The organism is Pseudomonas sp. 31-12 (assembly GCF_003151075.1).
Taxonomy (GTDB): Bacteria; Pseudomonadota; Gammaproteobacteria; order Pseudomonadales; family Pseudomonadaceae; genus Aquipseudomonas.
This window is the reverse complement of the sequence record NZ_CP029482.1, coordinates 308,444-329,839: the sequence shown is the minus strand read 5'-3', so window position 1 is coordinate 329,839 and position 21,396 is coordinate 308,444. Positions and strand designations below refer to the sequence as shown.

Genomic DNA, 21,396 nt, shown 5'->3' with positions numbered 1-21,396 from the left:
ACACCCTGAGGAGAACGCCATGACTGATCACCACACCTACAAGAAAGTCGAGCTTGTCGGCTCGTCCACCAGCAGCATTGAAGACGCGATCAACAACGCGCTGGCCGAAGCCAATAAAAGCATCAAGCACCTGGAATGGTTTGAAGTGACCGAAACTCGCGGGCACATCAAGGACGGCAAGGCCGCCCACTTTCAGGTGACGCTCAAAGTCGGGTTCCGGATTGCCAGCAGCTGAGTTTGAGCTAGTCTCCTGAACTTGCGCGCCGGCCGAGTGCCATAGGGAAATGGCAAGCGTTACATGAGTGCCTCCGGCTGATGGCTGGATGCTCCCTTTGATCCGACGAGGGAATGCGACAGATGAAGCATTTTATTTTAGCGGTAGGTTTATTAAGCCTTGCGGGAACAGCCTTTGCTGATGGCAAATCGTGCGAAGAGCTGAAAGCCGAAATCGCAGCGAAACTTGATGCCAAGGGCGTTGCCGGCTATTCACTGGAAATCGTCGATAAGGGCACTGAGGCCGGCGGGAAAGTCGTGGGTACCTGTGAAAAGGGCGCCAAGAAAATCATATATAAGCAAGGCTGACGTCCCTTACAAATGAAAAAGCCGACGCAATAGCGTCGGCTTTTTTTGTGTGGCGGCGCCTGTGCCTCAGCCTTTCATGACCTGCGCCAGCAGCTCATAGGAGTGCACGCGATCCGCATGTTCGTACAGGTCGCAAGTGAAAATCAGCTCGTCTGCCTGAGTCTGCTCGATCAGCACCTCAAGCTTGGCGCGGATTTTCTGCGGGCTGCCGACCATCGCCAGACCGAGGAAATCGCCCACGGCTTCTTTCTCATGGGGCAACCACAGGCCATCCATGGTTTTCACCGGTGGACGCTGCACCAGGCTTTGGCCACGCATCAACGCCAAGATGCGCTGATAGACCGATGTCGCCAGGAAATCTGCCTGTTCGTCAGTGTCAGCGGCAACCAGCGGCACGCCGAGCATCACATACGGCTTATCCAGCACCGCCGAAGGCTTGAAGTGATTGCGATAGACGCGAATTGCCTCGTGCATGAAGCGCGGTGCGAAATGCGAGGCGAAGGCGTAGGGCAAACCGCGCTCACCGGCCAGTTGTGCACTGAACAGGCTGGAACCCAGCAACCACACCGGGACGTTGGTGCCGGTGCCGGGCATTGCGATAATCCGCTGATCTGGCGTGCGTGGGCCGAGGTAACGCATCAACTCCGCGACGTCTTCCGGAAACTCGTCGGCGCTACCGGAGCGTTCGCGACGCAAGGCGCGGGCAGTCATTTGATCAGAACCGGGTGCGCGCCCCAGGCCCAGATCAATCCGGCCTGGATACAGGCTTTCGAGGGTGCCGAATTGCTCCGCGATCACCAGCGGCGCGTGGTTGGGCAGCATCACACCGCCGGAACCGACACGAATGGTCGACGTGCCACCCGCCAGGTAGCCGAGCAGTACCGAGGTGGCCGAACTGGCGATGCCGTCCATGTTGTGGTGTTCGGCGACCCAGAAGCGGTTATAGCCGAATTTCTCGACATGCTGCGCCAGGTCCAGGGAATTACGCAGCGACTGGGCCGCGCTGCCGTTCTCTCGCACGGGCACCAGATCAAGGGTCGAGAACTTGATATCGGACAGTCGTTTCATAAGCCTGCTTCTCCAATGGTGAGCGCAGGTTTTTCTTGCGAACGAAAACCTGCCGAATCTATAAGCGTGTTTCATGCAATGAGGGCATATACCCGAGTTTCAATAGCCAGGCGAAAAAAACCTACGAAAACGGTAGGAATTATGAGATCAGGTGAACTTTGCACCACCGTCTATCCTCAGAACCCTAGCAACCGAAAACCACGAAGGTGCGACATTCGCGCCGGATCTTGAGGAGGCAGACATGGCTATTACGAAGAAAGCATCGGCTCATTGGGAAGGTGATCTGAAAACCGGCATCGGCTCGATCTCCACTGAAACCGGTGTGCTCAGAGAAGCGCCCTACGGCTTCAAGGCGCGTTTCGAAGGCGGCAAAGGCACCAATCCGGAAGAGCTGATCGGCGCGGCCCACGCGGGCTGTTTCTCCATGGCGTTTTCGATGATTCTGGGCGATGCCGGGCTCAAGGCCGACAGCATCGATACCAATGCTGAAGTGACTCTGGATCAGGTCGAAGGTGGTTTTGCGATCACTGCGGTGAAATTGATCCTCAAGGCGAAAATCCCCGGGGCCACTCAAGCGCAGTTCGAAGAACTGAGCAACAAGGCCAAAGAAGGCTGCCCGGTGTCCAAAGTGCTGAATGCAAAGATCAGCCTGGATGCCACCCTGGTCAGCTGATGATCAGGCGCTGAATGTACTGACGCCTTCGCGAGCAGGCTCGCTCCCACTTTTGAAACAAATACCAAAAGTGGGAGCGGCTCTGCTCGCGAAGGCGATCTTGTAAGCGACACCCTCCCAACGGCTAAACCTGAGCTTTGTGAGCGATGTCAGAACTCGCTTTGCCAAACTGTGGTCGAATAAATGACAGCAGCTGAAACGCAGCCTCTTGCGCGCTGCCTCAATGGAGCTTCAACCATGAAACGTTTTGCCTTGGCGATTATCTGTTGTGCGCTGGCCACTTCGGCCCTGGCAGCACCGAAATCCTGCGAAGAACTCAAGGCCGAGATCGAGGCCAAGATCCAGGCCAATAACGTCTCGTCCTACACCCTCGAAATCGTCACCAATGACGAAGTTCACGACCAGAACATGGTCGTCGGCAGCTGCGAAAACGGCACCAAGAAAATCATCTACCAGAAAAACGACCGCTGATTCGCCTCACGGGACGCAATTGGCCTCCCGATCTTCAGCGACGATCTCGCGCTTGGCGTTGAACAATCGGGCGCCAGGGGTGAACGCTATCGAACGGCCCTCCAGCACATAGCGCTGGCCGGCTTCGAAATGATCGTAGTTGATGGTCAGGTAGCACAGCCGTTCCACGGGGGCGCTCATCATCCCTATGCCTCCACCACCGGGCACTTCAAAGTCAAACCTGACGACCAGCTCATGGCTGCCGGGGGTGACCTGGAAAAAACGCCCGTCGCGCATTCGCTGCTTGTCCAGTCGCTCCGCCATCAGCAATTTATCGTTGGGGAATGGCGTCGAGAAATCGATCCAAGCCATCTGCGGATTTACCGCCGGTAACGGGCTCTGGCAGCCAGCAACCACACTTGCAGCGAGCAACAGCATCAACCTGCGCATGATGAATGTCCCAAAGGATGGTTATTCAGCATAACGCTGATTAGCTGCGTTGACAGCCCGCGGGTGTGCCTTGGCCGATCACTTTTCGTTGCTGGTCATAGAGCTTTGCCCACGGCCGGAAGCCGATATTTCCCGCTTGCAGCTGATACCGCTGACCGGCGTTGAAGTCGTTGAATTTCACATTCAACTGGCAGTCACGCCAGAGCGGTTCGGCATCGGGCCCGATGTTGGTGGGCGCAACCGGGAATTGGTAGCGAACCGTCAGCTCATGACTGCCCGGATGCACCTCGAAATAGCGCTTATCGGTAGAAGCCTTGTCATCGACTTCCAGCGCTTGCAGGGCGGTGTCTTCTTGCTGTGACTCCAGCTCGATCCACGCTTGCGAAGGATCATGGTGAGGTAATCCGAAACCAGCACAGCCGGTCAGCATCAGCAAGCCTCCCGTCAGCATCAATTTGCGCATAGCGGAGCTCCAGTCAGGCGGGATAGTCTTGCGGGCAGACTCTCCAGGGATGATTTTATTTTGATCACGCCGCTTCCAAGCCTTGGGTTACTTGATCGCGTTTTACGGATTTTGTTTCCGGGTGTGTTGCTTTTATTACTCAGTGGTTGCGCGGGTGTCAGCTATTACAGCCAATTGGCCAGTGGTCAGCTGCAATTGCTGCGGGCCAGGGAGCCGGTGGCCGACGTGCTTGCCGATCCGTCTCGTGACCCGATGCTGCGTGCGCATCTGGCCCAGTCGCAAAAGGCCCGGACATTCGCCAGCCAACAGCTGCATCTGCCGGATAACCAGAGCTACCGTCTATACGCCGACATTGGCCGGCCGTTCGTGGTCTGGAACGTTTTTGCCACACCGGAGTTTTCCCTGACACCGCAAAACCATTGTTTCCCCATCGCCGGGTGCGTCGCCTACCGCGGTTATTACAGCCAGAGTGCCGCTCGCGGCGAAGCTGCCTTGCAGCGTTTGCAAGGTATGGACGTGTCCATTGGCGGCGTCGAGGCCTATTCGACGCTCGGCTGGTTCAACGATCCGATTCTCAGTTCAATGATGGGTTGGGGCGACGAGCGGCTGGCGACATTGATCTTCCACGAGCTCGCCCATCAGCGCTTTTATGTGAAGGACGACACCGAGTTCAACGAGTCTTTCGCCACCTTCGTCGAGCAGGAAGGCACCCGGCGATGGCGCGCATCGCGCGGTCTGGCGCCGGAAAACGGGGCCCAGGCGCAGCGGCGCGACCAATTCATTCAGTTGGTTCTGGAGACTCGCACGCGACTTGAAAAGCTCTACGCCCTGCCACTGCCCGCCGACCCGATGCGCCAACGCAAAGCCGCGGAGTTCGAACGCTTGCGAAGTGAATATCGACAACTGCGAGACAGCCGGTGGGCTGGGGACAAACGCTACGACGCGTGGATCAATGCGCCGATGAACAATGCGCGGTTGTTGCCGTTTGGGTTGTACGACCAATGGGTGCCGGCGTTTTCGGCGCTGTTCAGGCAGGTGGGGGGGGATTGGGACAGGTTTTATGTGGCCGTCGAGCAGCTTGGTGCGTTACCGGTCGGGGAGCGCAAGGCGGCGCTGAAAGCGTTGGCCGGACCCTAGAAATTTGGCGGCTGAGCAGGCCTCTTCGCGGGCAAGCCCGCTCCCACAGGTCCGTGTGGTGTACGAAAAATACGTACGACCCAGAACCTGTGGGAGCGGGCTTGCCCGCGAAGGCGTACTGATCAGCGCTGCAAAAACGCCTGATGCATCTCATCCAGCGTTTCAAAGTGATAGGCCGGCGCTTCTGCGCTCAATTCTTCCCGGCTGCCAAACCCATAACCCACCGCCGCCGCATCAAGCCCATTGCTGCGCGCGCCGATCAGGTCGTGTTTGCGGTCGCCGATCATCAGGGTGTTGGCCGGGTCCAGGCCTTCTTCGGCCATCAGGTGGGCAATCAACTCGACCTTATTGGTGCGTGTCCCGTCCAGTTCACTGCCGTAGATCACCTTGAAGTGCCTGGCGAAGTCGAAGTGCCGGGCGATTTCCCGGGCGAATACCCACGGCTTGGAGGTTGCGATGTATAACTGCCGCCCTTGCCCGCCGAGGGTTTCCAGCAGCGGCGTGACGCCGTCGAACACACGGTTTTCGTAAAGGCCGGTGACCTTGAATCGTTCGCGGTAGAAGTTCACGGCTTCCCAGGCCTTGGGCTCGTCGAAGTCGTAGAACTGCATGAACGCCTGCAACAACGGCGGGCCGATGAAGTGTTCGAGTTTGGTCAGGTCGGGCTCATCGATCCCCAGTTTGCTCAGGGCGAACTGGATCGAACGGGTGATGCCCTCGCGCGGGTCGGTCAGGGTGCCATCGAGGTCGAACAGTACGGTTTGGTAATGCATGTTGAGTCCTGGAAGAGGGCGAAGGCTCAGAGCTGGTCGTAGCCTTCAGCCAGATGCAAATTCTTGAGCTTCACGTAATTCGCCGCGCTGTAAGTGAAAAAGGCATTTTCCTTGTCCGTCAGCGGACGAATTTGTTTCACCGGGCTACCGACATAAAGGAAGCCGCTTTCCAGACGCTTGCCGGGCGGCACCAGGCTGCCGGCGCCGACAATCACATCGTCCTCGATCACTGCACCGTCCATGACGATGCTGCCCATGCCGATCAGAATCCGGTTGCCGACACTGCAGCCATGCAGCATGACCTTATGCGCAATGGTCACGTCGTCCCCGATCAAGCAGGGAAAGCCATCGGGATTGAACGGTCCGGCGTGGGTGATGTGCAGCACGCAGCCATCCTGGACACTGGTGCGCGCACCGATACGGATGCGGTGCATGTCGCCACGAATCACCGTCAGCGGCCAGACGGAGCTGTCTTCGCCGATTTCGACGTCGCCGATCACCACCGCTGAGCCGTCGACAAAGGCGCCTTTGCCCAGTAGCGGCGTGTGGTTCTGATACTTGCGAAGGGTCACGATAGGCTCTCTCTCTTTTGCTGATAGCTGCGGTGAGCGTCGATTGTAATTAAGATGGCCGCATGTTTCTTCCAGCCAAGGTGCCAACCGTGAGCGTGAACAACCCTCTTTTGCAGTCCTACGACCTGCCGCCGTTCTCGGCGATCCGTGCCGAACACGTGCAACCGGCCATTGAACAGATCTTGGCTGACAACCGTGCCGCCATTATCGAGATCCTCGACAGCCAGGGCAAACAACCGACCTGGGCCGGCCTGGTGCTGGCGATGGACGAACTGAACGATCGTCTGGGCGCAGCCTGGAGCCCGGTCAGCCACCTGAATGCCGTGTGCAACAGCGCTGAATTGCGCGAAGCCTACGAGTCCTGCTTGCCGGCCTTGAGCGCCTACTCCACCGAACTGGGTCAGAACCGCGAATTGTTCGAGGCCTTCGAAGCCTTGGCGAACAGCCCGGAAGCCGCCGGTTTCGACGTCGCGCAGAAAACCATCCTGGAACACGCCCTGCGAGACTTCCGTCTGTCGGGTATTGACCTGCCAGAAGCCGAACAGAAGCGCTACGCCGAAGTGCAGAGCAAATTGTCGGAGCTGGGCAGCCGCTTCTCCAACCAACTGCTCGACGCGACGCAGGCCTGGACCAAACACGTTACTGATGAAGCTGCCCTCGCCGGCCTCACCGATTCAGCCAAGGCGCAAATGGCTGCCGCAGCCCAGGCCAAAGGCCTCGACGGCTTCTTGATCACCCTGGAATTCCCGAGCTATTACGCGGTAATGACCTACGCCCAGGACCGCGCCCTGCGCGAAGAAGTCTACGCCGCCTACTGCACCCGTGCGTCGGACCAAGGCCCTAACGCCGGTCAGAACGATAACGGCCCGGTCATGGAAGAAATCCTCGACCTGCGCCAGGAACTGGCCAAGCTGCTTGGCTTCGCCAGTTTCTCGGAACTGAGCCTGGCCACCAAAATGGCTGAATCCAGCGATCAGGTGCTGGGTTTCCTGCGCGACCTCGCCAAGCGCAGCAAACCGTTCGCCGCTCAGGATCTGGAACAGCTCAAGGCTTACGCCGCAGAACAGGGCTGCCCGGACCTGCAAAGCTGGGACAGCGGTTTCTACGGCGAAAAACTTCGCGAACAACGTTACAGCGTGGCTCAAGAAGCGCTGCGCGCTTACTTCCCGATCGACAAAGTGCTGGGCGGCCTGTTCGCTATCGTCCAGCGCCTGTACGGCATCGAGATCGCAGAGCTGAAAGGCTTCGACGCCTGGCACCCGGATGTTCGCCTGTTCGAAATCAAGGAAAACGGTCAGCACGTCGGCCGCTTCTTCTTTGACCTCTATGCTCGCGCCAACAAGCGTGGCGGTGCCTGGATGGACGGCGCCCGTGACCGTCGCCGCACCATCAGCGGCGTGCTGCAAAGTCCGGTGGCCAATCTGGTGTGCAATTTCACCCCGGCCGACAGCGGCAAACCCGCCCTGCTGACCCACGATGAAGTCACCACCCTGTTCCACGAATTTGGTCACGGCTTGCATCACCTGCTGACTCGCGTCGAACACGCTGGCGTGTCCGGTATCAACGGCGTGGCCTGGGATGCGGTCGAACTGCCAAGCCAGTTCATGGAAAACTGGTGCTGGGAGCCGGAAGGCCTGGCGCTGATCTCCGGTCACTACGAAACCGGTGAGCCGCTGCCACAAGACCTGCTGGAAAAGATGCTCGCGGCGAAGAACTTCCAGTCCGGCCTGATGATGGTGCGTCAGCTGGAGTTCTCGCTGTTCGACTTCGAATTGCACGCCACCCACGGCGATGGCCGCAGCGTGCTGCAAGTGCTCGAAGGCGTACGCGACGAGGTGTCCGTGATGCGTCCACCAGCCTACAACCGTTTCCCGAACAGCTTCGCCCACATCTTCGCCGGCGGTTACGCGGCGGGTTACTACAGCTACAAGTGGGCTGAAGTGCTGTCGGCCGACGCCTTCTCGAAGTTTGAAGAAGACGGCGTACTCAATGCCGAAACAGGTCGGGCGTTCCGCGAAGCGATCCTGGCGCGCGGCGGTTCTCAGGAACCCATGGTGCTGTTCGTCGACTTCCGTGGCCGTGCGCCATCGATTGACGCACTCTTGCGCCATAGCGGCCTGAGTGAGGACGCAGCAGCATGAGTGAGGGGCCTGTGATCACGAAAAAGCGCTTTATCGCCGGGGCGGTCTGTCCGGCATGCAGCGAGCCGGACAAGTTGATGATGTGGAACGAAGACGAAGTCCCGCATCGCGAATGCGTGGCCTGCGGTTATTCGGACACGCTCAATGAACAAGGCCTGTCGGTGCCCAAGGAATTGGGCACACGGGTCAATACTTCGGCGCTGAAGGTGCCGGACGCCAAGGTTCAGGCCGTGCAGTTCTTCCCGAACCCGAAGCTGAAGAAAAAACCTGACGAGCAACACTGAGTCAGCACCACCTTCCACCCTTTGACGGGGTGGCAGGTGGTATCTATTTACCGCCCTTCTCCCGCGCTTCCTCCTTAGGCTGAATCCTTCAGTTCTATTCAAGGAAGACGCCATGCCTGATATCAATCCACTGTTACAGCGCTGGAACCTGCCACCCTGGCCGGATATCCGCGCCGAACATCTGGTCCCCGCCATCGACACCGTCATTGCTGACAACCGCCTGGCCATTGCCGGGATTGTCGCGAGCCAATCCGCGATCCCGACCTGGGACGATCTGGTACTGGCCGTTGATGAAACCGATGCGCGCCTCGAAGAGGTCATGGGCATTATCGAAACCCTTTCAACGGTGAAACATGAGGGCAAGACCTGGAACAAGGCGAGCGCCAAGTGCAGCGAGGCCATTGCGCAGTACAAGTCCGAAACGATGAGTAATCAGACACTGTTCCGCGCGTTTCAGCGGCTGGCGCAGAGTCCGGCCGCAGTGAATTACGACGAGCCGCGACAGGCCGTCTTGAACAAAATTCTGCGCAGGTTTCGCTTGTCCGGCATCGACTTGTCCATCGAACAACAGCAGACGCTGGCCCGGCTGAATCGCGACATCGGTGTGCTGCGAAGCTTGTTCCTGACCAACCTGGAACGCAGCAGCGCGGCCTGGAGCAAACGTATCGACGACGTCACGCAATTGAACGGTTTGTCCGCGGCGACGCTGGAGCGTCTGGCGCGCAACGCTCAACAGGCGGGGCATGAAGGCTGGCTGATGCGTCTGGACCAGGACACCTTCACTCGCGTCATGGCCTATGCCGAAGACCGCTCCCTGCGCGAAGAATACTTTGTCGCCTACTCCACCCGAGCGTCGGATCAAGGCCCGCACGACGGGCAATTCGATAATGGTCCGGTGCTGGAGCTGCTGTTGTCACTGCGCCACCAGAAAGCCAAATTGCTTGGGTATGAGAACTTCGCGCAACTGAGCCTGGTCACGGAAATGGCGGAGTCCACCGAGCAAGTCACCGGTTTCCTGCGCCAGCAAATCATCCAGGCGACACCGAGCTTCGAGAAGGATGCGCAGGAACTGAAGGCGTTTGCGCTTGAGCGCGGCATGACTGAACTTCAACCTTGGGACCACGAGTTTCTCGCCGAACAAATGCGCCAGCAGCGCCTCGGCGGGGCGTTGAAAGACCTGAGAGCGTACTGTCCGCTGGACGGGACATTGCAGCGGCTCTGCCTGTTCAGCGAGCGAATGTTTGGCATCCAGATCGTCGAACAGCAGGTAATCAACCGCTGGCATGACAGCGTGCGCCTGTTTGAAATCAGCGAGCATGGCCTGGTGATCGGGCATATTTACCTCGACCCTTTTCATCGGGATGAAGCGCCGGACTATGCCTGGACCGCCACGCGACGTAATCGACGGCTGGATGCCGAAGGTCAATTGACGCTGCCGATCGCCGTGCTTCATGGCAACTTCACGCCCGGCAATGCCGAGCATCCCTGCCTCCTCTCCCATCAGGACCTGCGCGTTTTGTTCCATGAGTTCGGCCATTGCCTGCAGCATGTTCTGACCCGCTCGCCTCACCATCGCCTGTCCGGTATTACCCAATTGGGACGCGATACGGCTGAGTTTTCGGGACAACTGTTCGAACAATGGTGCCTGTCTCGGGAGTTCCTGCTGTGGCTGGCCGCTCATTACCAGACCGGCGAGCGCCTGACCGAAGCCCGCGTCGACGCAGCACTGGCAGCCATTCACGCCCAGACCAGTCGGCAAACCGCAGAGTTGCTAATGGCCGCATTGTTCGACTTCGAATTGCACCGCAGCCAAGGTGACGGCCGTAGCGTTGAGCAAATTTTCGACGATGTGCAGCGCGAAATTCCTCATCTGCAACTGCCGCCCCACAGTCGATTCGCCAACAGCTTCGATTACATGGTGACCGGATACGCGGCGTCGGTTTACGCCTACAAATGGTCGGGTGTACTGGCGACCGAAGCGTTCAAACGGTTTCAACAGGACTGGGTGTTCAACCCTCGAACCGGCAGGGCCTTTCGCGAAGCCTTTTTTTCACCGGGTGATTCGCGCTCACTGCTGGTAGCACTGGAAGAATTTCTCGGACGGCCGATCACCGAGAGTTTCTTCGCGACTGCGCCAGCTGCCGCAGGCCGTTGAACCGAGGCTCATTCGACGTGGGCCGATTGGAACCAGTTCTTCATCGAACAGGCAGCAAACGGGCTGGTGCTGCAATCGCCGTTGGCCAGAGCGGTCCGAAGCTTCTCGGCATCGGCCTGCATCATGTAACGCACACTATCCTTGAAATGGTGGCTGTCACCAAAGCCGCCCTCGGTCATTTCGTTCAGGGCGTCTTCCTTGCTCCAGCCTTGCACCACCACGCGATACATCGCCGCCATCAGGCCGGTGCGGTCCGAACCGTGTTTGCAGTGCATGAGCACCGGCCCCCTGGATTCGGCGGTCTGGATGGCACGAAGGGCTTTGAGCACCTGCGCGTCATCCACGTGATTGGTGCGATAGGGCAGCTGCACCTGAGCAATGCCCGGTGTGGACAACCAGCTTGAATCTGTCTCGGGCAGAAAAGTGATGACGGTCGCGACGTTGAGTTTCTTCAACAACGGTACGGCACCGCTGTCGGGCAACGCACTGCGGTACAGTGTCGGGGACATCTGATAGAGGTTGTATTGCACCTCGACCGATTGAGCCCATTCCGCCGGGCGGGGTGGCGCGGTTTCATCTGCGCAGGCCACTGTCAGATTGAAAAGGGAAGCCAGCGACAACAGGAACGTCACAGGTAAAAGGCGCAATCGGGACATGATCGGACGACCGTGTGGGGAAAGGTGGTTAGATGCCACATAGTTTCAACACTGAGCAGTCAAAGTCCTGTGAGTCAGTTGTCAAAGAATCGTGAATTTAACCGTTCGCACCTGGCTTCGTCAGGGTAAGTAACGAGCAACAAAAAAGCGATACGGATTTCCGTATCGCTTTATTCAACGCTGATTAACGTACACTCACACCCCAACTTATAAGTTGCAGGTACCCGATAGTATTCAAGGATTGATGATTTTCGAATACGCTTTCGCCAGCGCAATCAGAACAGCCTTGTCCTGCGCGTCGATATCACCATCATCGTCCACATCAGGTGTGTTTCCCATGGTGAAGGTCACGCCGCCATCATTCGACACAGCCTCGCGGGAGGTCGAATCCAGCAGGGAGTATGTGGCGCTACGGTTTTCCGGGTCGTAACCTTCTTCTTTCAAAGCAAACTGCATAGACACCCGAACTTCTTTCGGACTAGAAATGGACGGGGTTAACAGTTGAAGAAAAACACCACGCTGATTGTAATTCGACATTAAACTAAATCCTTTTAATAGTGATAACACGACAACTTCGTGCGAAGCGCAATAATACCGATTGCTTATAACTAATCTACTTTCTATCTGTTTCTCATAATTACAAGGAACTCACGAGTAAGAGACAAATAATCAATACTTGAAAAATTTCAGGCGCCGAACGGCACTGGCCTATTCGATTGAGGCCCTATACTGTATGAACATACAGCTAAAGGATCATGTCGATGGCTACTCCTCTGCCACCTCGCGGCCGCGGCACCGCAACCAACCCGCACAACCGCTTCGCACCGAATCGCTCGGTGGCCGAGGATGACGGCTGGTATCAGGAAGCGCCGATCACCCAGGGCACGGAAGTGCGCATCGAAACGGCGAAAACCATCATCACCCGCAACAACTCGCCGGACTTGCCTTTTGATCGCTCGATCAATCCCTATCGCGGCTGTGAGCACGGTTGCATCTACTGCTATGCGCGACCCAGCCATGCATATTGGGACATGTCACCGGGGCTCGACTTCGAAACCAAGCTGATCGCGAAGACCAACGCCGCCGATGTGCTGGAAGAACAGCTGTCCAAACGCGGCTATCAATGCGCGCCGATCAACCTGGGCTCCAACACCGATCCTTATCAGCCGATCGAGCGCGAACACAAAATCACCCGCAAGACCCTTGAAGTGCTGCTGCGTTACCGCCATCCGGTGACCATCATTACCAAGGGCTCACTCATTCTTCGGGATCTGGACCTGCTGGCCGAACTCGCCGAGCAGAGGCTCGTGGCCGTGATGATCAGCCTCACCACTTTGGACGATGAACTCAAACGCATCCTCGAACCGCGCGCGGCGGCGCCCAAGGCCCGGCTGCGGGCGATCCGGGTGATGCGTGAAGCGGGGATCCCGGTGGGGGTGCTGTGTTCGCCGATGATTCCGATGATCAACGACAGTGAACTCGAAAGCCTGCTCACCGAAGCGCATACCGCCGGCGCCCAGAGCGCGGCCTATATGATGTTGCGCCTGCCGCTGGAGGTGGCGCCGCTGTTCGAAGAATGGCTGGCCGCCCACTATCCGCAGCGTGCCGCTCATGTGTTGAGCCTGATCCGTCAGAGCCGTGGCGGAGAGCTCTACGACAGTCGGTTTGGCGCCCGGATGCGTGGTGAAGGGCCGTTTGCCGATCTGTTGGCGCAACGCTTTGCCAAAACCATCAAACGTTTGGGGCTCAATCATCGCGAAGGCTTTAATCTGGATTGCGACGCCTTCTGTCCGCCGGGTCGCCAGATGTCATTGATTTGAGGACAATTGGCCTATGGTTGAGTAGTGGGAAAAGCACTTGGCCATTAGGCTGGTCACGTTTTTTGTGACCTGGAACACACGTTCTAGAGCGCTTGATTCAGTTTGAGTTAAGTTTCGGCAGATACCTTGTTCATCGAGTGACTGACGGGTCGAGGTTGTCGACCTGGATGTTTTTTAAACAGCCACTGGCTTCACACCGGACAAAACGGGAAAATTCCCTGACTCCGCCAAAGAGGATGAATCATGAGTGACAAGGATAAACAGCCGTTGGCTGCGTCGGCTTCAGCCCAACCCGAGGCGGAAACCGCCGATGCAGCGCTGAAGCACATCGTTGACGGCTTTTTGCATTTTCATCACGAGGTTTTTCCCCAGCAGGAAGAACTCTTCAAAAAACTCGCCACGGCCCAAAGCCCGCGAGCGATGTTTATCGCCTGCGCCGACTCGCGCATTGTTCCTGAGCTGATTACCCAAAGCGCCCCCGGCGACCTGTTCGTGACCCGTAACGTCGGCAACGTTGTGCCGCCTTATGGGCAAATGAACGGCGGTGTTTCCACGGCCATCGAATACGCGGTCCTGGCCCTCGGCGTACAGCACATCATCATTTGCGGGCACTCCGACTGTGGCGCGATGCGCGCCGTACTCAACCCGCAAAGCCTGGAAAAAATGCCCACGGTCAAAGCCTGGCTGCGTCATGCGGAAGTGGCAAAAACCATGGTCCAGGAAAACTGCCATTGCGCTGACGAAAGCGAAAGCATGCACGTCCTCACCGAAGAGAATGTGATCGCTCAGCTGCAGCATCTGCGCACGCACCCTTCCGTGGCCTCGCGCATGGCCAACGGTCAGCTGTTTATTCATGGTTGGATCTACAACATCGAAACCAGCGAAATCAGAGCTTACGACGCCGACAAAGGGTGTTTCCTGCCGCTTGATGGCAGCCATCCGATTCCGGTGGCGACGCCTAAAGCGCGCTTCTAAATCCTCCTAAATCCTTGTGTGTTTTAGCCGGGGCTGCTGATCAAGCAGCCTGGCTTTGCCACGCCTGAAGAAAACGTCGGGAGAGTCACCATGCGTGCTGCTCAACTTAAAGCTGTTCTGCCACGGGAGCTGCTGGCTTCCGTGGTTGTGTTTCTGGTCGCCCTGCCCTTGTGCATGGGCATCGCCATCGCCTCGGGTCTGCCACCGGCCAAAGGTTTGATCACGGGGATCATCGGTGGTCTGGTGGTGGGCTGGCTTGCCGGGTCACCGCTGCAAGTCAGTGGCCCGGCGGCGGGCCTGGCGGTTCTGGTGTTCGAACTGGTGCGCCAGCATGGCATCGCCATGCTCGGGCCCATCCTGCTGTTGGCGGGTTTTCTGCAACTGATGGCTGGGCGCTTCAAGCTGGGTTGCTGGTTTCGGGTGACGGCGCCAGCGGTGGTGTACGGCATGCTCGCCGGGATTGGCGTGTTGATCGTGCTCTCACAGGTGCATGTGATGCTCGACGCCGTGCCCAAGCCTTCCGGGCTGGATAACCTGGCGGCCTTCCCGGCTGCCGTCATCCAGGCCTTGCCTTCCCTTGGCTGGCAAGCCGGTTTACTGGGGCTGTCGACGATTGCGGTGATGTGGCTGTGGGAGAAATTCCGTCCCCATTCCCTGCGCTTCATTCCCGGCGCGCTGCTTGGCGTAGGTCTGGCGACGGTCGCCAGCCTGATGCTCGCCTTGCAGGTCAAACGCGTGGAAGTCCCGGCCAACCTGGCGGAAGCCATCGACTGGCTGAAGCCTGCCGACTTGCTCAACCTGGCCGACCCGACGTTATTGATCGCTGCTTTCGCGGTGGCCTTCATCGCCAGCGCTGAAACCTTGCTTTCAGCAGCAGCGGTGGACCGCATGCACAGTGGCCAGCGTTCCGACTTTGATCGGGAATTGTCGGCCCAAGGTGTCGGCAACATGCTCTGCGGTCTGCTGGGTGCGCTGCCCATGACCGGCGTGATCGTGCGCAGTTCGGCCAACGTCCAGGCTGGCGCCACCACGCGCATGTCGGCGATCTTCCACGGTCTGTGGCTGCTGGCGTTCGTGTTGCTGCTGTCCAGCGTACTGCAAAGCATTCCGGTGGCGAGCTTGGCAGGCGTGCTGGTGTACACCGGTTTCAAACTGGTCGACCTCAAGGCCTTCCGCGGTCTGGGCCGTTATGGCCGGATGCCGATGTTCACTTACGCGGCGACAGCGCTGGCTATCATCTTCACCGATCTGCTGACCGGCGTGCTGATTGGCTTCGGACTGACGTTGGCCAAACTGGCCTGGAAGGCTTCACGGCTGAAAATCAGCCTGATCGACCTGCCAGCTGAAGGAGAGATGGAGTTGCGACTGACGGGGGCCGCGACCTTTCTCAAGGTGCCGGCGCTGACCCAGGTGCTGGGGACCATTCCCGCAGGCGCGACGGTGCATGTGCCGCTGAACAATCTGAGCTACATCGATCATTCGTGTCTGGAATTGTTCGAGGAATGGGGCCGGGCCAATGCGGCCAAGGGGTCGAAGCTGCTGATTGAGGCGCGGGGGTTGAAGCGCAGGCTGGAAGGGCGGTTGCGGACGACGACCGGAGTCGGTTCTACGGCATAAAACCTAATCAATGTGGGAGCGGGCTTGCTCGCGAAAGCGATGTGTCAGTCGACATCAATGTTGAATGATCGACCGCATTCGCGAGCAAGCCCGCTCCCACAGGGGGGATTGTGTCGGGGCTTAAGATCAGGCAGCCGGCTGATCCAGCTCCAGCCCTACGCCCAGTTGGCGTGACAGGCACGGCCAGCGTTTCCACGCAGCGCCGGTGTCCGGGCTGTTGAGTTTTTCGCGGTAGGCCTCCACGGACTCCAGCGCGAAACTGTCTTCATTAAGCATCTCGTCCACCGCGTGATGCACCGCCTCATCCAGTTGATTGGCAAATTCCTCGCCGATCAGTTGGTGGGCTATCAGGTTGGCAACAGTCATGTCCAAGGGGATCAGTGGCTGGCCAAAATGCTTGATGTACAGGTCATTGACCTCTTCCACCAACCGATGCGCCAGATAGGCTTCGTCCAGCAGGCTGTCCAGGCCGACATGACCGGCCATGATTGCCGGCGGCTGGAGGAAGAACTGCTCGGCGATGTTCAGCACCGGCTTGATCTGTGATTCGATGCCCGCTTCCCTGGCGACTTCATTGGCTGCGTCCAGCAGGTCTGGCACTTGCTCTATATACGCGGCCACAAAACGCGTCATCACGCCATTGGCGTCGACATCCGGCAATTGGATGGCGGAGTGAAGGTGTGGCAATTGGGTTTCAAGCTGACGAGTCAGCAGGCCGGTCTCGGCCTCATGTTGTTGGGCTTTTTGGATCTGCTCGCGCAATGCGGCGGTGTTCATGAAAACTCCAGGAAACAAAGGCAATGAAATAGGGAAGACATAACTTAGCTGGCTTATGAAAAATGCTAAGACGCATTTGTCATAATTGTTTCATCCTTGAGACGCCTCCGTTATATCGATTTGCCACCACTCGTCTGCATCCTTCTCCATTCGTGACCTTGAACACAAGCCCCAGCTGTTTCAGATCATTTACGCCATCACATTGCGAGGTAGCAGTCGCTGTCTATACTCGGGTGGGAATGGAGTTAGCTGATGACGCCCGACTGCACACGCAGCAAGGCTCGGCGATTCAAGTTTCGTAGTCTGAAAAAGCCGCTCCCTTGCCGCAGGTGAAAGCCGGCGGGATAACAAGAACGATAAGGGGAACCCGCAATGATGCGACATCCACATGTCTGGATGGGCCTCCTGTTGTGGTCGATTTTCAGTCAGGCGCAAGCCGCCTGGACTGTGAATATGGCGCCGGGAGCGACTGAAATCAGTCACGCAGTATTTGACCTGCACATGACCATTTTCTGGATCTGTGTAGTGATCGGCATCATCGTCTTCGGCGCCATGTTCTGGTCGATGATGGTCCACCGCCGCTCCACAGGGCAGGTGGCCGCAAAATTTCATGAAAGCACCACCGTCGAAATCCTCTGGACCATCGTGCCCTTCCTGATCCTGGTGGCCATGGCGGTTCCTGCGACGGCAACCCTGATCAAGATGTACGACGCCAGTGAGCCGGATATCGATATCCAGGTCACCGGTTATCAGTGGAAGTGGCACTACAAATACCTGGGCCAGGACGTCGAGTTCTTCAGCAACCTGACGACCCCCGCCGATCAGATCCACAACAAGGAAACCAAGGGCGAGCATTACTTGCTCGAGGTCGACAAGCCTTTAGTGCTGCCGATTGGCGCCAAGGTGCGTTTCCTCGTCACGTCCGCCGACGTTATCCACTCCTGGTGGGTGCCGGCCTTTGCGGTCAAGCGCGATGCGATTCCCGGGTTCGTCAACGAAGCCTGGACCCGCGTCGACAAGCCCGGCATCTACCGTGGCCAGTGCGCCGAATTGTGCGGCAAGGACCACGGCTTCATGCCAATCGTGGTCGAGGTCAAGGAAAAGGCCGATTACGAAAAATGGCTGGCCGAGCGCAAAGCCGAAGCCCTGCAGCTTAAAGAGCTGACCAGCAAGGAATGGACCCTCGAGGAGCTCAAGGAGCGCGGCGACAAGGTCTATCACACCACGTGCGTAGCCTGTCACCAGGCCGAAGGTCAAGGCTTGCCGCCGATGTTCCCGGCACTCAAGGGCTCGAAAATCGCTACCGGCCCGATCAAGGATCACCTGAGCATTGTCTTCCACGGCAAGCCTGGCACCTCAATGGCGGCGTTCGGCAAGCAGCTCTCGGAAGTCGATATCGCAGCGGTCGTGACCTACGAACGTAACGCCTGGGGCAACAACAAAGGCGACATGGTCACTCCTAAAGAAGTGCTGGAGCTGAAACAGGCGGAAAGCAAATGACCCGGTCTATTGCGCAACCAAGGAACCGGTCGGGGCAGCGCGCCCCGGCCTGCCCAGCCCATCTGTTTGCAGGAGACAAGCCATGAGCGCCGTCATCGATGACCATGGTCATGCCTACCACGCCCACGGTCCCGCCAAAGGCCTGATGCGGTGGGTGCTGACCACCAACCACAAGGACATCGGCACGCTGTACCTGTGGTTTGCGTTCTCCATGTTCTTGCTCGGCGGTTCGTTCGCGATGGTGATTCGCGCCGAACTGTTCCAGCCGGGCCTGCAGATCGTCCAGCCGGAATTCTTCAACCAGATGACCACCATGCACGGTCTGGTCATGGTCTTCGGTGCGGTGATGCCGGCCTTCGTCGGCCTCGCCAACTGGATGATCCCGTTGATGATCGGCGCGCCGGACATGGCACTGCCACGGATGAACAACTTCAGCTTCTGGCTGCTGCCGGCGGCGTTCATCCTGCTAGTGTCGACCCTGTTCACCCCCGGGGGCGGACCGAACTTCGGCTGGACGTTCTACGCCCCGCTGTCGACGACCTACGCGCCGGAAAGCGTGACGTTCTTCATCTTTGCCATCCACTTGATGGGGATCAGTTCGATCATGGGCGCGATCAACGTGATCGCCACCATTCTCAACCTGCGTGCCCCCGGCATGACGCTGATGAAAATGCCGCTGTTCGTCTGGACCTGGCTGATTACCGCGTTCCTGCTGATCGCAGTGATGCCGGTACTGGCCGGCTGCGTGACGATGATGCTGATGGACATCCACTTCGGCACCAGTTTCTTCAGTGCCGCCGGTGGCGGTGACCCGGTGTTGTTCCAGCACGTGTTCTGGTTCTTCGGTCACCCCGAGGTGTACATCATGATCCTGCCGGCCTTCGGTGCCGTCAGCTCGATCATTCCAGCCTTTTCGCGCAAGCCGCTGTTTGGCTACACCTCGATGGTCTATGCCACGGCCAGTATTGCCTTCCTGTCATTCATCGTCTGGGCGCACCACATGTTCGTGGTCGGCATTCCGCTGGTGGGCGAGCTGTTCTTCATGTACGCCACGCTGCTGATCGCGGTGCCAACGGGCGTGAAGGTGTTCAACTGGGCCAGCACCATGTGGCAGGGCTCGCTGACCTTCGAGACGCCGATGCTGTTCGCGGTGGCGTTCGTGATCCTGTTCTCCATCGGCGGCTTCTCCGGACTGATGCTGGCCATCGCCCCGGCGGACTTCCAGTACCAGGACACGTATTTTGTGGTCGCGCACTTCCACTACGTACTGGTGCCGGGGGCGATCTTCGGGATCTTCGCCTCGGCCTACTACTGGCTGCCGAAATGGACCGGCCACATGTACGACGAAACCCTCGGCAAGCTGCACTTCTGGCTCTCGTTCATCGGCATGAACATGGCGTTCTTCCCGATGCACTTCGTGGGGCTGGCGGGCATGCCGCGGCGGATTCCCGACTACAACCTGCAATTCGCCGACTTCAACATGGTGTCGTCGATCGGCGCATTCATGTTCGGCGCCACGCAGATCTTCTTCCTGTTCATCGTGATCAAGACCATTCGCGGCGGCGAGCCGGCACCGGCCAAACCATGGGATGGCGCGGAAGGCCTGGAATGGAGCGTCCCGTCACCGGCGCCGTATCACACCTTCACCACACCGCCGGAAGTGAAATGAACAGCCTTGCCTTTGTGGAAGCGAGCTTGTGTGGCGAGGGAGCTTGCTCCCGCTCGGCCGCGAAGCAGACGCCAAGCTTTTGGGGCCGCTTCGCAACCAAGCGGGAGCAAGCTCCCTCGCCACAAAGGCCCGCTCCTATCGGGTTATGCGTAGAGGCTGGAAATCATGGCTGATTCGATTTCGATGAAGAAGCTGATCACGCGCCTGCTGTTGGTGGTGGTGGCGATGTTTGTCTTCGGTTTTGCCCTGGTGCCGATCTACGACGTGATGTGCAAGGCGTTCGGCATCAATGGCAAGACCTCCGGGCAGTACGAAGGCGAGCAGACGGTCGACACGTCGCGACAGGTGCGCGTGCAGTTCCTGTCGACCAATGCCGCCGACATGTCCTGGGATTTCTATCCCAAGAGTGACGAGCTGACGGCCAACCCGGGGGCGGTGAACGAGATGATTTTCATCGCGCACAACCCGACCGATCGCCCGATGAGCGCCCAGGCGGTGCCGAGCATCGCGCCGAGCAATGCTGCGGCGTACTTCCACAAGACCGAATGTTTCTGCTTTACCCAGCAAGTGCTGCAGCCCGGTCAACGGATCGAGATGCCGGTACGTTTCATCGTTGACCGCGACATGCCCAAGGAAGTGAAGCACCTGACGCTGTCCTACACGCTGTTCGATATCACCGCCCGACATCCCCCGGTGGCTGTAAACACTGGCGGCTGAGCGTGCCCGATAAGGAGAACAATAAATGGCAACTCATGAACACTATTACGTACCGGCCCAGAGCAAATGGCCGATCATCGCCACCGTCGGTATGTTCGTCACCGTGTTCGGCCTGGCTACCTGGTTCAACGACCTGAAAGCTGCGCGCCCCGAATCCCACGGCCCGCTGATCTTTTTCGTCGGCGGCCTGCTGCTGGCCTACATGCTGTTCGGCTGGTTCGGGACGGTGATCAAGGAAAGTCGTCAGGGGTTGTACAGCGCGCAGATGGATCGCTCGTTCCGCTGGGGCATGAGCTGGTTCATCTTCTCGGAGGTGATGTTCTTCATCGCCTTCTTCGGCGCATTGTTTTATGTGCGCAACATCACTGGCCCATCGCTGGGCGGTGACGGCGCCAAAGGCCTCGCCCACATGCTGTGGCCGAACTTCGAGTTCGTCTGGCCGCTGCTGAACAACCCGGACCCGAAACTCTTCCCGGCACCCAAGGACGTCATCAGTCCCTGGGGCCTGCCGCTGCTCAACACAGTGTTGCTGGTGAGTTCCAGCGTCACCATTACCATCGCCCACCACGCCTTGAAAAAGGGCCATCGCGGTGCACTGAAAATCTGGCTGGCGATCACCGTGCTGCTGGGCTGCGCGTTCCTCGGTTTTCAGGCCGAAGAATACATCCACGCCTATCAGGAACTGGGCCTGACCCTGGGTTCGGGCATCTACGGTGCAACGTTCTTCATGCTCACCGGGTTCCACGGCGCCCACGTGACCATGGGCACCATCATTCTGTTTGTGATGCTGATGCGGGTCCTGCGCGGGCACTTCGATAACGAGCACCAGTTCGGCTTCGAGGCGGCGAGTTGGTATTGGCACTTCGTGGACGTGGTGTGGATCGGGCTGTTCGTTTTCGTCTACGTGCTCTGAGGCT

At 58.5% G+C, this 21,396-nt stretch carries 23 protein-coding genes; 15 read left to right on the top strand and 8 right to left on the bottom strand.

The window, feature by feature from the left end; all coding sequences use genetic code 11:
- Positions 1 to 19 precede the first annotated feature (19 nt).
- Together DJ564_RS01550 and DJ564_RS01545 are read left to right on the top strand one after the other, a co-directional pair.
- Positions 20 to 235: a dodecin gene (locus DJ564_RS01550; protein ID WP_010465710.1), complete on the top strand. Its 216-nt coding sequence runs from the start codon at positions 20 to 22 to the stop codon at positions 233 to 235.
- Positions 236 to 357: 122 nt separating this feature from the next.
- Positions 358 to 582: a DUF1161 domain-containing protein gene (locus DJ564_RS01545; protein WP_109627137.1), complete on the top strand. Its 225-nt coding sequence runs from the start codon at positions 358 to 360 to the stop codon at positions 580 to 582.
- 66 nt (positions 583 to 648) lie between these two features.
- On the opposite strand, the gene DJ564_RS01540 is transcribed toward DJ564_RS01545, so the two are convergent.
- Positions 649 to 1,650 (bottom strand): LLM class flavin-dependent oxidoreductase, encoded by a 1,002-nt coding sequence (locus DJ564_RS01540; RefSeq protein WP_109627135.1) that lies wholly within the window; start codon positions 1,648 to 1,650, stop codon positions 649 to 651.
- A gap of 241 nt (positions 1,651 to 1,891) precedes the next feature.
- On the opposite strand from DJ564_RS01540, the gene DJ564_RS01535 reads away from it, so the two are divergent.
- Both DJ564_RS01535 and DJ564_RS01530 read left to right on the top strand, forming a co-directional pair.
- Positions 1,892 to 2,323, top strand: a complete 432-nt coding sequence (locus tag DJ564_RS01535) for an OsmC family protein (RefSeq protein ID WP_064675278.1) — start codon at positions 1,892 to 1,894, stop codon at positions 2,321 to 2,323.
- 237 nt (positions 2,324 to 2,560) lie between these two features.
- Complete coding sequence (locus DJ564_RS01530; RefSeq protein ID WP_109627134.1) at positions 2,561 to 2,794, top strand: DUF1161 domain-containing protein; 234 nt, start codon at positions 2,561 to 2,563, stop codon at positions 2,792 to 2,794.
- A 6-nt stretch (positions 2,795 to 2,800) separates the two neighbouring features.
- Here DJ564_RS01530 and DJ564_RS01525 read toward each other — a convergent pair whose 3' ends face one another.
- Together DJ564_RS01525 and DJ564_RS01520 are read right to left on the bottom strand one after the other, a co-directional pair.
- Positions 2,801 to 3,223, bottom strand: coding sequence for a hypothetical protein (locus DJ564_RS01525; RefSeq protein ID WP_109627132.1), 423 nt, complete (start codon positions 3,221 to 3,223; stop codon positions 2,801 to 2,803).
- Positions 3,224 to 3,263: 40 nt separating this feature from the next.
- The gene (locus tag DJ564_RS01520; RefSeq protein ID WP_109627130.1) at positions 3,264 to 3,686 is read right to left on the bottom strand and encodes a hypothetical protein; all 423 of its coding nucleotides are present in this window, start codon (positions 3,684 to 3,686) and stop codon (positions 3,264 to 3,266) included.
- Positions 3,687 to 3,746: 60 nt separating this feature from the next.
- Here DJ564_RS01520 and DJ564_RS01515 point away from each other — a divergent pair, with 60 nt between their 5' ends.
- Positions 3,747 to 4,823: an aminopeptidase gene (locus DJ564_RS01515; RefSeq protein ID WP_109627129.1), complete on the top strand. Its 1,077-nt coding sequence runs from the start codon at positions 3,747 to 3,749 to the stop codon at positions 4,821 to 4,823.
- Positions 4,824 to 4,945: 122 nt separating this feature from the next.
- Here the strand turns inward: DJ564_RS01515 and DJ564_RS01510 are convergent, their stop codons facing one another.
- Complete coding sequence (locus DJ564_RS01510) at positions 4,946 to 5,596, bottom strand: HAD family hydrolase (RefSeq protein ID WP_109627127.1); 651 nt, start codon at positions 5,594 to 5,596, stop codon at positions 4,946 to 4,948.
- A 26-nt stretch (positions 5,597 to 5,622) separates the two neighbouring features.
- The gene (locus tag DJ564_RS01505; protein ID WP_010465689.1) at positions 5,623 to 6,168 is read right to left on the bottom strand and encodes a gamma carbonic anhydrase family protein; all 546 of its coding nucleotides are present in this window, start codon (positions 6,166 to 6,168) and stop codon (positions 5,623 to 5,625) included.
- A gap of 62 nt (positions 6,169 to 6,230) precedes the next feature.
- On the opposite strand from DJ564_RS01505, the gene prlC reads away from it, so the two are divergent.
- The 3 genes from prlC (at position 6,231) to DJ564_RS01490 (ending at position 10,748) form a co-directional block, all read left to right on the top strand.
- Positions 6,231 to 8,309: an oligopeptidase A gene (gene prlC / locus DJ564_RS01500; protein ID WP_178082277.1), complete on the top strand. Its 2,079-nt coding sequence runs from the start codon at positions 6,231 to 6,233 to the stop codon at positions 8,307 to 8,309.
- On the top strand, positions 8,306 to 8,593 hold the full coding sequence (locus DJ564_RS01495) for a YheV family putative zinc ribbon protein (protein ID WP_008152496.1): 288 nt from the start codon (positions 8,306 to 8,308) through the stop codon (positions 8,591 to 8,593). The genes prlC and DJ564_RS01495 overlap by 4 nt, the downstream gene beginning before the upstream one ends.
- Positions 8,594 to 8,705: 112 nt before the next feature.
- Entirely contained in the window at positions 8,706 to 10,748 is a 2,043-nt protein-coding gene (locus DJ564_RS01490) for a M3 family metallopeptidase (RefSeq protein ID WP_109627125.1), read from the top strand.
- An 8-nt stretch (positions 10,749 to 10,756) separates the two neighbouring features.
- On the opposite strand, the gene DJ564_RS01485 is transcribed toward DJ564_RS01490, so the two are convergent.
- Together DJ564_RS01485 and DJ564_RS01480 are read right to left on the bottom strand one after the other, a co-directional pair.
- Entirely contained in the window at positions 10,757 to 11,404 is a 648-nt protein-coding gene (locus DJ564_RS01485) for a tyrosine-protein phosphatase (RefSeq protein ID WP_109627123.1), read from the bottom strand.
- A gap of 234 nt (positions 11,405 to 11,638) precedes the next feature.
- The gene (locus DJ564_RS01480; RefSeq protein ID WP_109627121.1) at positions 11,639 to 11,941 is read right to left on the bottom strand and encodes a hypothetical protein; all 303 of its coding nucleotides are present in this window, start codon (positions 11,939 to 11,941) and stop codon (positions 11,639 to 11,641) included.
- 224 nt (positions 11,942 to 12,165) lie between these two features.
- Here DJ564_RS01480 and DJ564_RS01475 point away from each other — a divergent pair, with 224 nt between their 5' ends.
- From DJ564_RS01475 to DJ564_RS01465, 3 genes are all read left to right on the top strand, one after another.
- Positions 12,166 to 13,224, top strand: coding sequence for a PA0069 family radical SAM protein (locus DJ564_RS01475; protein WP_109627119.1), 1,059 nt, complete (start codon positions 12,166 to 12,168; stop codon positions 13,222 to 13,224).
- A 243-nt stretch (positions 13,225 to 13,467) separates the two neighbouring features.
- Positions 13,468 to 14,199, top strand: a complete 732-nt coding sequence (locus tag DJ564_RS01470) for a carbonic anhydrase (protein WP_109627117.1) — start codon at positions 13,468 to 13,470, stop codon at positions 14,197 to 14,199.
- A 90-nt stretch (positions 14,200 to 14,289) separates the two neighbouring features.
- Positions 14,290 to 15,816 (top strand): SulP family inorganic anion transporter, encoded by a 1,527-nt coding sequence (locus tag DJ564_RS01465; RefSeq protein WP_109627116.1) that lies wholly within the window; start codon positions 14,290 to 14,292, stop codon positions 15,814 to 15,816.
- A gap of 126 nt (positions 15,817 to 15,942) precedes the next feature.
- Here DJ564_RS01465 and DJ564_RS01455 read toward each other — a convergent pair whose 3' ends face one another.
- Complete coding sequence (locus DJ564_RS01455; RefSeq protein WP_109627114.1) at positions 15,943 to 16,593, bottom strand: hypothetical protein; 651 nt, start codon at positions 16,591 to 16,593, stop codon at positions 15,943 to 15,945.
- A 372-nt stretch (positions 16,594 to 16,965) separates the two neighbouring features.
- Here DJ564_RS01455 and coxB point away from each other — a divergent pair, with 372 nt between their 5' ends.
- From coxB to DJ564_RS01435, 4 genes are all read left to right on the top strand, one after another.
- Positions 16,966 to 18,093 carry a cytochrome c oxidase subunit II gene (coxB, locus tag DJ564_RS01450; protein ID WP_109627112.1) on the top strand — a complete coding sequence of 376 codons (1,128 nt, stop codon included), beginning with the start codon at positions 16,966 to 16,968 and terminating at the stop codon, positions 18,091 to 18,093.
- 82 nt (positions 18,094 to 18,175) lie between these two features.
- Entirely contained in the window at positions 18,176 to 19,762 is a 1,587-nt protein-coding gene (gene ctaD, locus DJ564_RS01445) for a cytochrome c oxidase subunit I (RefSeq protein ID WP_109627110.1), read from the top strand.
- 165 nt (positions 19,763 to 19,927) lie between these two features.
- Positions 19,928 to 20,479: a cytochrome c oxidase assembly protein gene (locus DJ564_RS01440; RefSeq protein WP_109627108.1), complete on the top strand. Its 552-nt coding sequence runs from the start codon at positions 19,928 to 19,930 to the stop codon at positions 20,477 to 20,479.
- Positions 20,480 to 20,504: 25 nt separating this feature from the next.
- Positions 20,505 to 21,392, top strand: a complete 888-nt coding sequence (locus tag DJ564_RS01435) for a cytochrome c oxidase subunit 3 (RefSeq protein ID WP_109627106.1) — start codon at positions 20,505 to 20,507, stop codon at positions 21,390 to 21,392.
- The last annotated feature ends 4 nt before the right edge of the window (positions 21,393 to 21,396 follow it).

What these genes read in the sequence shown, in the direction of transcription:
- DJ564_RS01550 (WP_010465710.1), top strand. Translation starts at nt 20, where the DNA reads ATGACTGATCACCACACCTACAAGAAAGTCGAGCTTGTCGGCTCGTCC.
- DJ564_RS01545 (WP_109627137.1), top strand. Translation starts at nt 358, where the DNA reads ATGAAGCATTTTATTTTAGCGGTAGGTTTATTAAGCCTTGCGGGAACA.
- DJ564_RS01540 (WP_109627135.1), bottom strand. Translation starts at nt 1,650, where the DNA reads ATGAAACGACTGTCCGATATCAAGTTCTCGACCCTTGATCTGGTGCCC.
- DJ564_RS01535 (WP_064675278.1), top strand. Translation starts at nt 1,892, where the DNA reads ATGGCTATTACGAAGAAAGCATCGGCTCATTGGGAAGGTGATCTGAAA.
- DJ564_RS01530 (WP_109627134.1), top strand. Translation starts at nt 2,561, where the DNA reads ATGAAACGTTTTGCCTTGGCGATTATCTGTTGTGCGCTGGCCACTTCG.
- DJ564_RS01525 (WP_109627132.1), bottom strand. Translation starts at nt 3,223, where the DNA reads ATGCGCAGGTTGATGCTGTTGCTCGCTGCAAGTGTGGTTGCTGGCTGC.
- DJ564_RS01520 (WP_109627130.1), bottom strand. Translation starts at nt 3,686, where the DNA reads ATGCGCAAATTGATGCTGACGGGAGGCTTGCTGATGCTGACCGGCTGT.
- DJ564_RS01510 (WP_109627127.1), bottom strand. Translation starts at nt 5,596, where the DNA reads ATGCATTACCAAACCGTACTGTTCGACCTCGATGGCACCCTGACCGAC.
- prlC (WP_178082277.1), top strand. Translation starts at nt 6,231, where the DNA reads ATGTTTCTTCCAGCCAAGGTGCCAACCGTGAGCGTGAACAACCCTCTT.
- DJ564_RS01495 (WP_008152496.1), top strand. Translation starts at nt 8,306, where the DNA reads ATGAGTGAGGGGCCTGTGATCACGAAAAAGCGCTTTATCGCCGGGGCG.
- DJ564_RS01490 (WP_109627125.1), top strand. Translation starts at nt 8,706, where the DNA reads ATGCCTGATATCAATCCACTGTTACAGCGCTGGAACCTGCCACCCTGG.
- DJ564_RS01485 (WP_109627123.1), bottom strand. Translation starts at nt 11,404, where the DNA reads ATGTCCCGATTGCGCCTTTTACCTGTGACGTTCCTGTTGTCGCTGGCT.
- DJ564_RS01480 (WP_109627121.1), bottom strand. Translation starts at nt 11,941, where the DNA reads ATGTCGAATTACAATCAGCGTGGTGTTTTTCTTCAACTGTTAACCCCG.
- DJ564_RS01475 (WP_109627119.1), top strand. Translation starts at nt 12,166, where the DNA reads ATGGCTACTCCTCTGCCACCTCGCGGCCGCGGCACCGCAACCAACCCG.
- DJ564_RS01470 (WP_109627117.1), top strand. Translation starts at nt 13,468, where the DNA reads ATGAGTGACAAGGATAAACAGCCGTTGGCTGCGTCGGCTTCAGCCCAA.
- DJ564_RS01465 (WP_109627116.1), top strand. Translation starts at nt 14,290, where the DNA reads ATGCGTGCTGCTCAACTTAAAGCTGTTCTGCCACGGGAGCTGCTGGCT.
- DJ564_RS01455 (WP_109627114.1), bottom strand. Translation starts at nt 16,593, where the DNA reads ATGAACACCGCCGCATTGCGCGAGCAGATCCAAAAAGCCCAACAACAT.
- coxB (WP_109627112.1), top strand. Translation starts at nt 16,966, where the DNA reads ATGATGCGACATCCACATGTCTGGATGGGCCTCCTGTTGTGGTCGATT.
- ctaD (WP_109627110.1), top strand. Translation starts at nt 18,176, where the DNA reads ATGAGCGCCGTCATCGATGACCATGGTCATGCCTACCACGCCCACGGT.
- DJ564_RS01440 (WP_109627108.1), top strand. Translation starts at nt 19,928, where the DNA reads ATGGCTGATTCGATTTCGATGAAGAAGCTGATCACGCGCCTGCTGTTG.
- DJ564_RS01435 (WP_109627106.1), top strand. Translation starts at nt 20,505, where the DNA reads ATGGCAACTCATGAACACTATTACGTACCGGCCCAGAGCAAATGGCCG.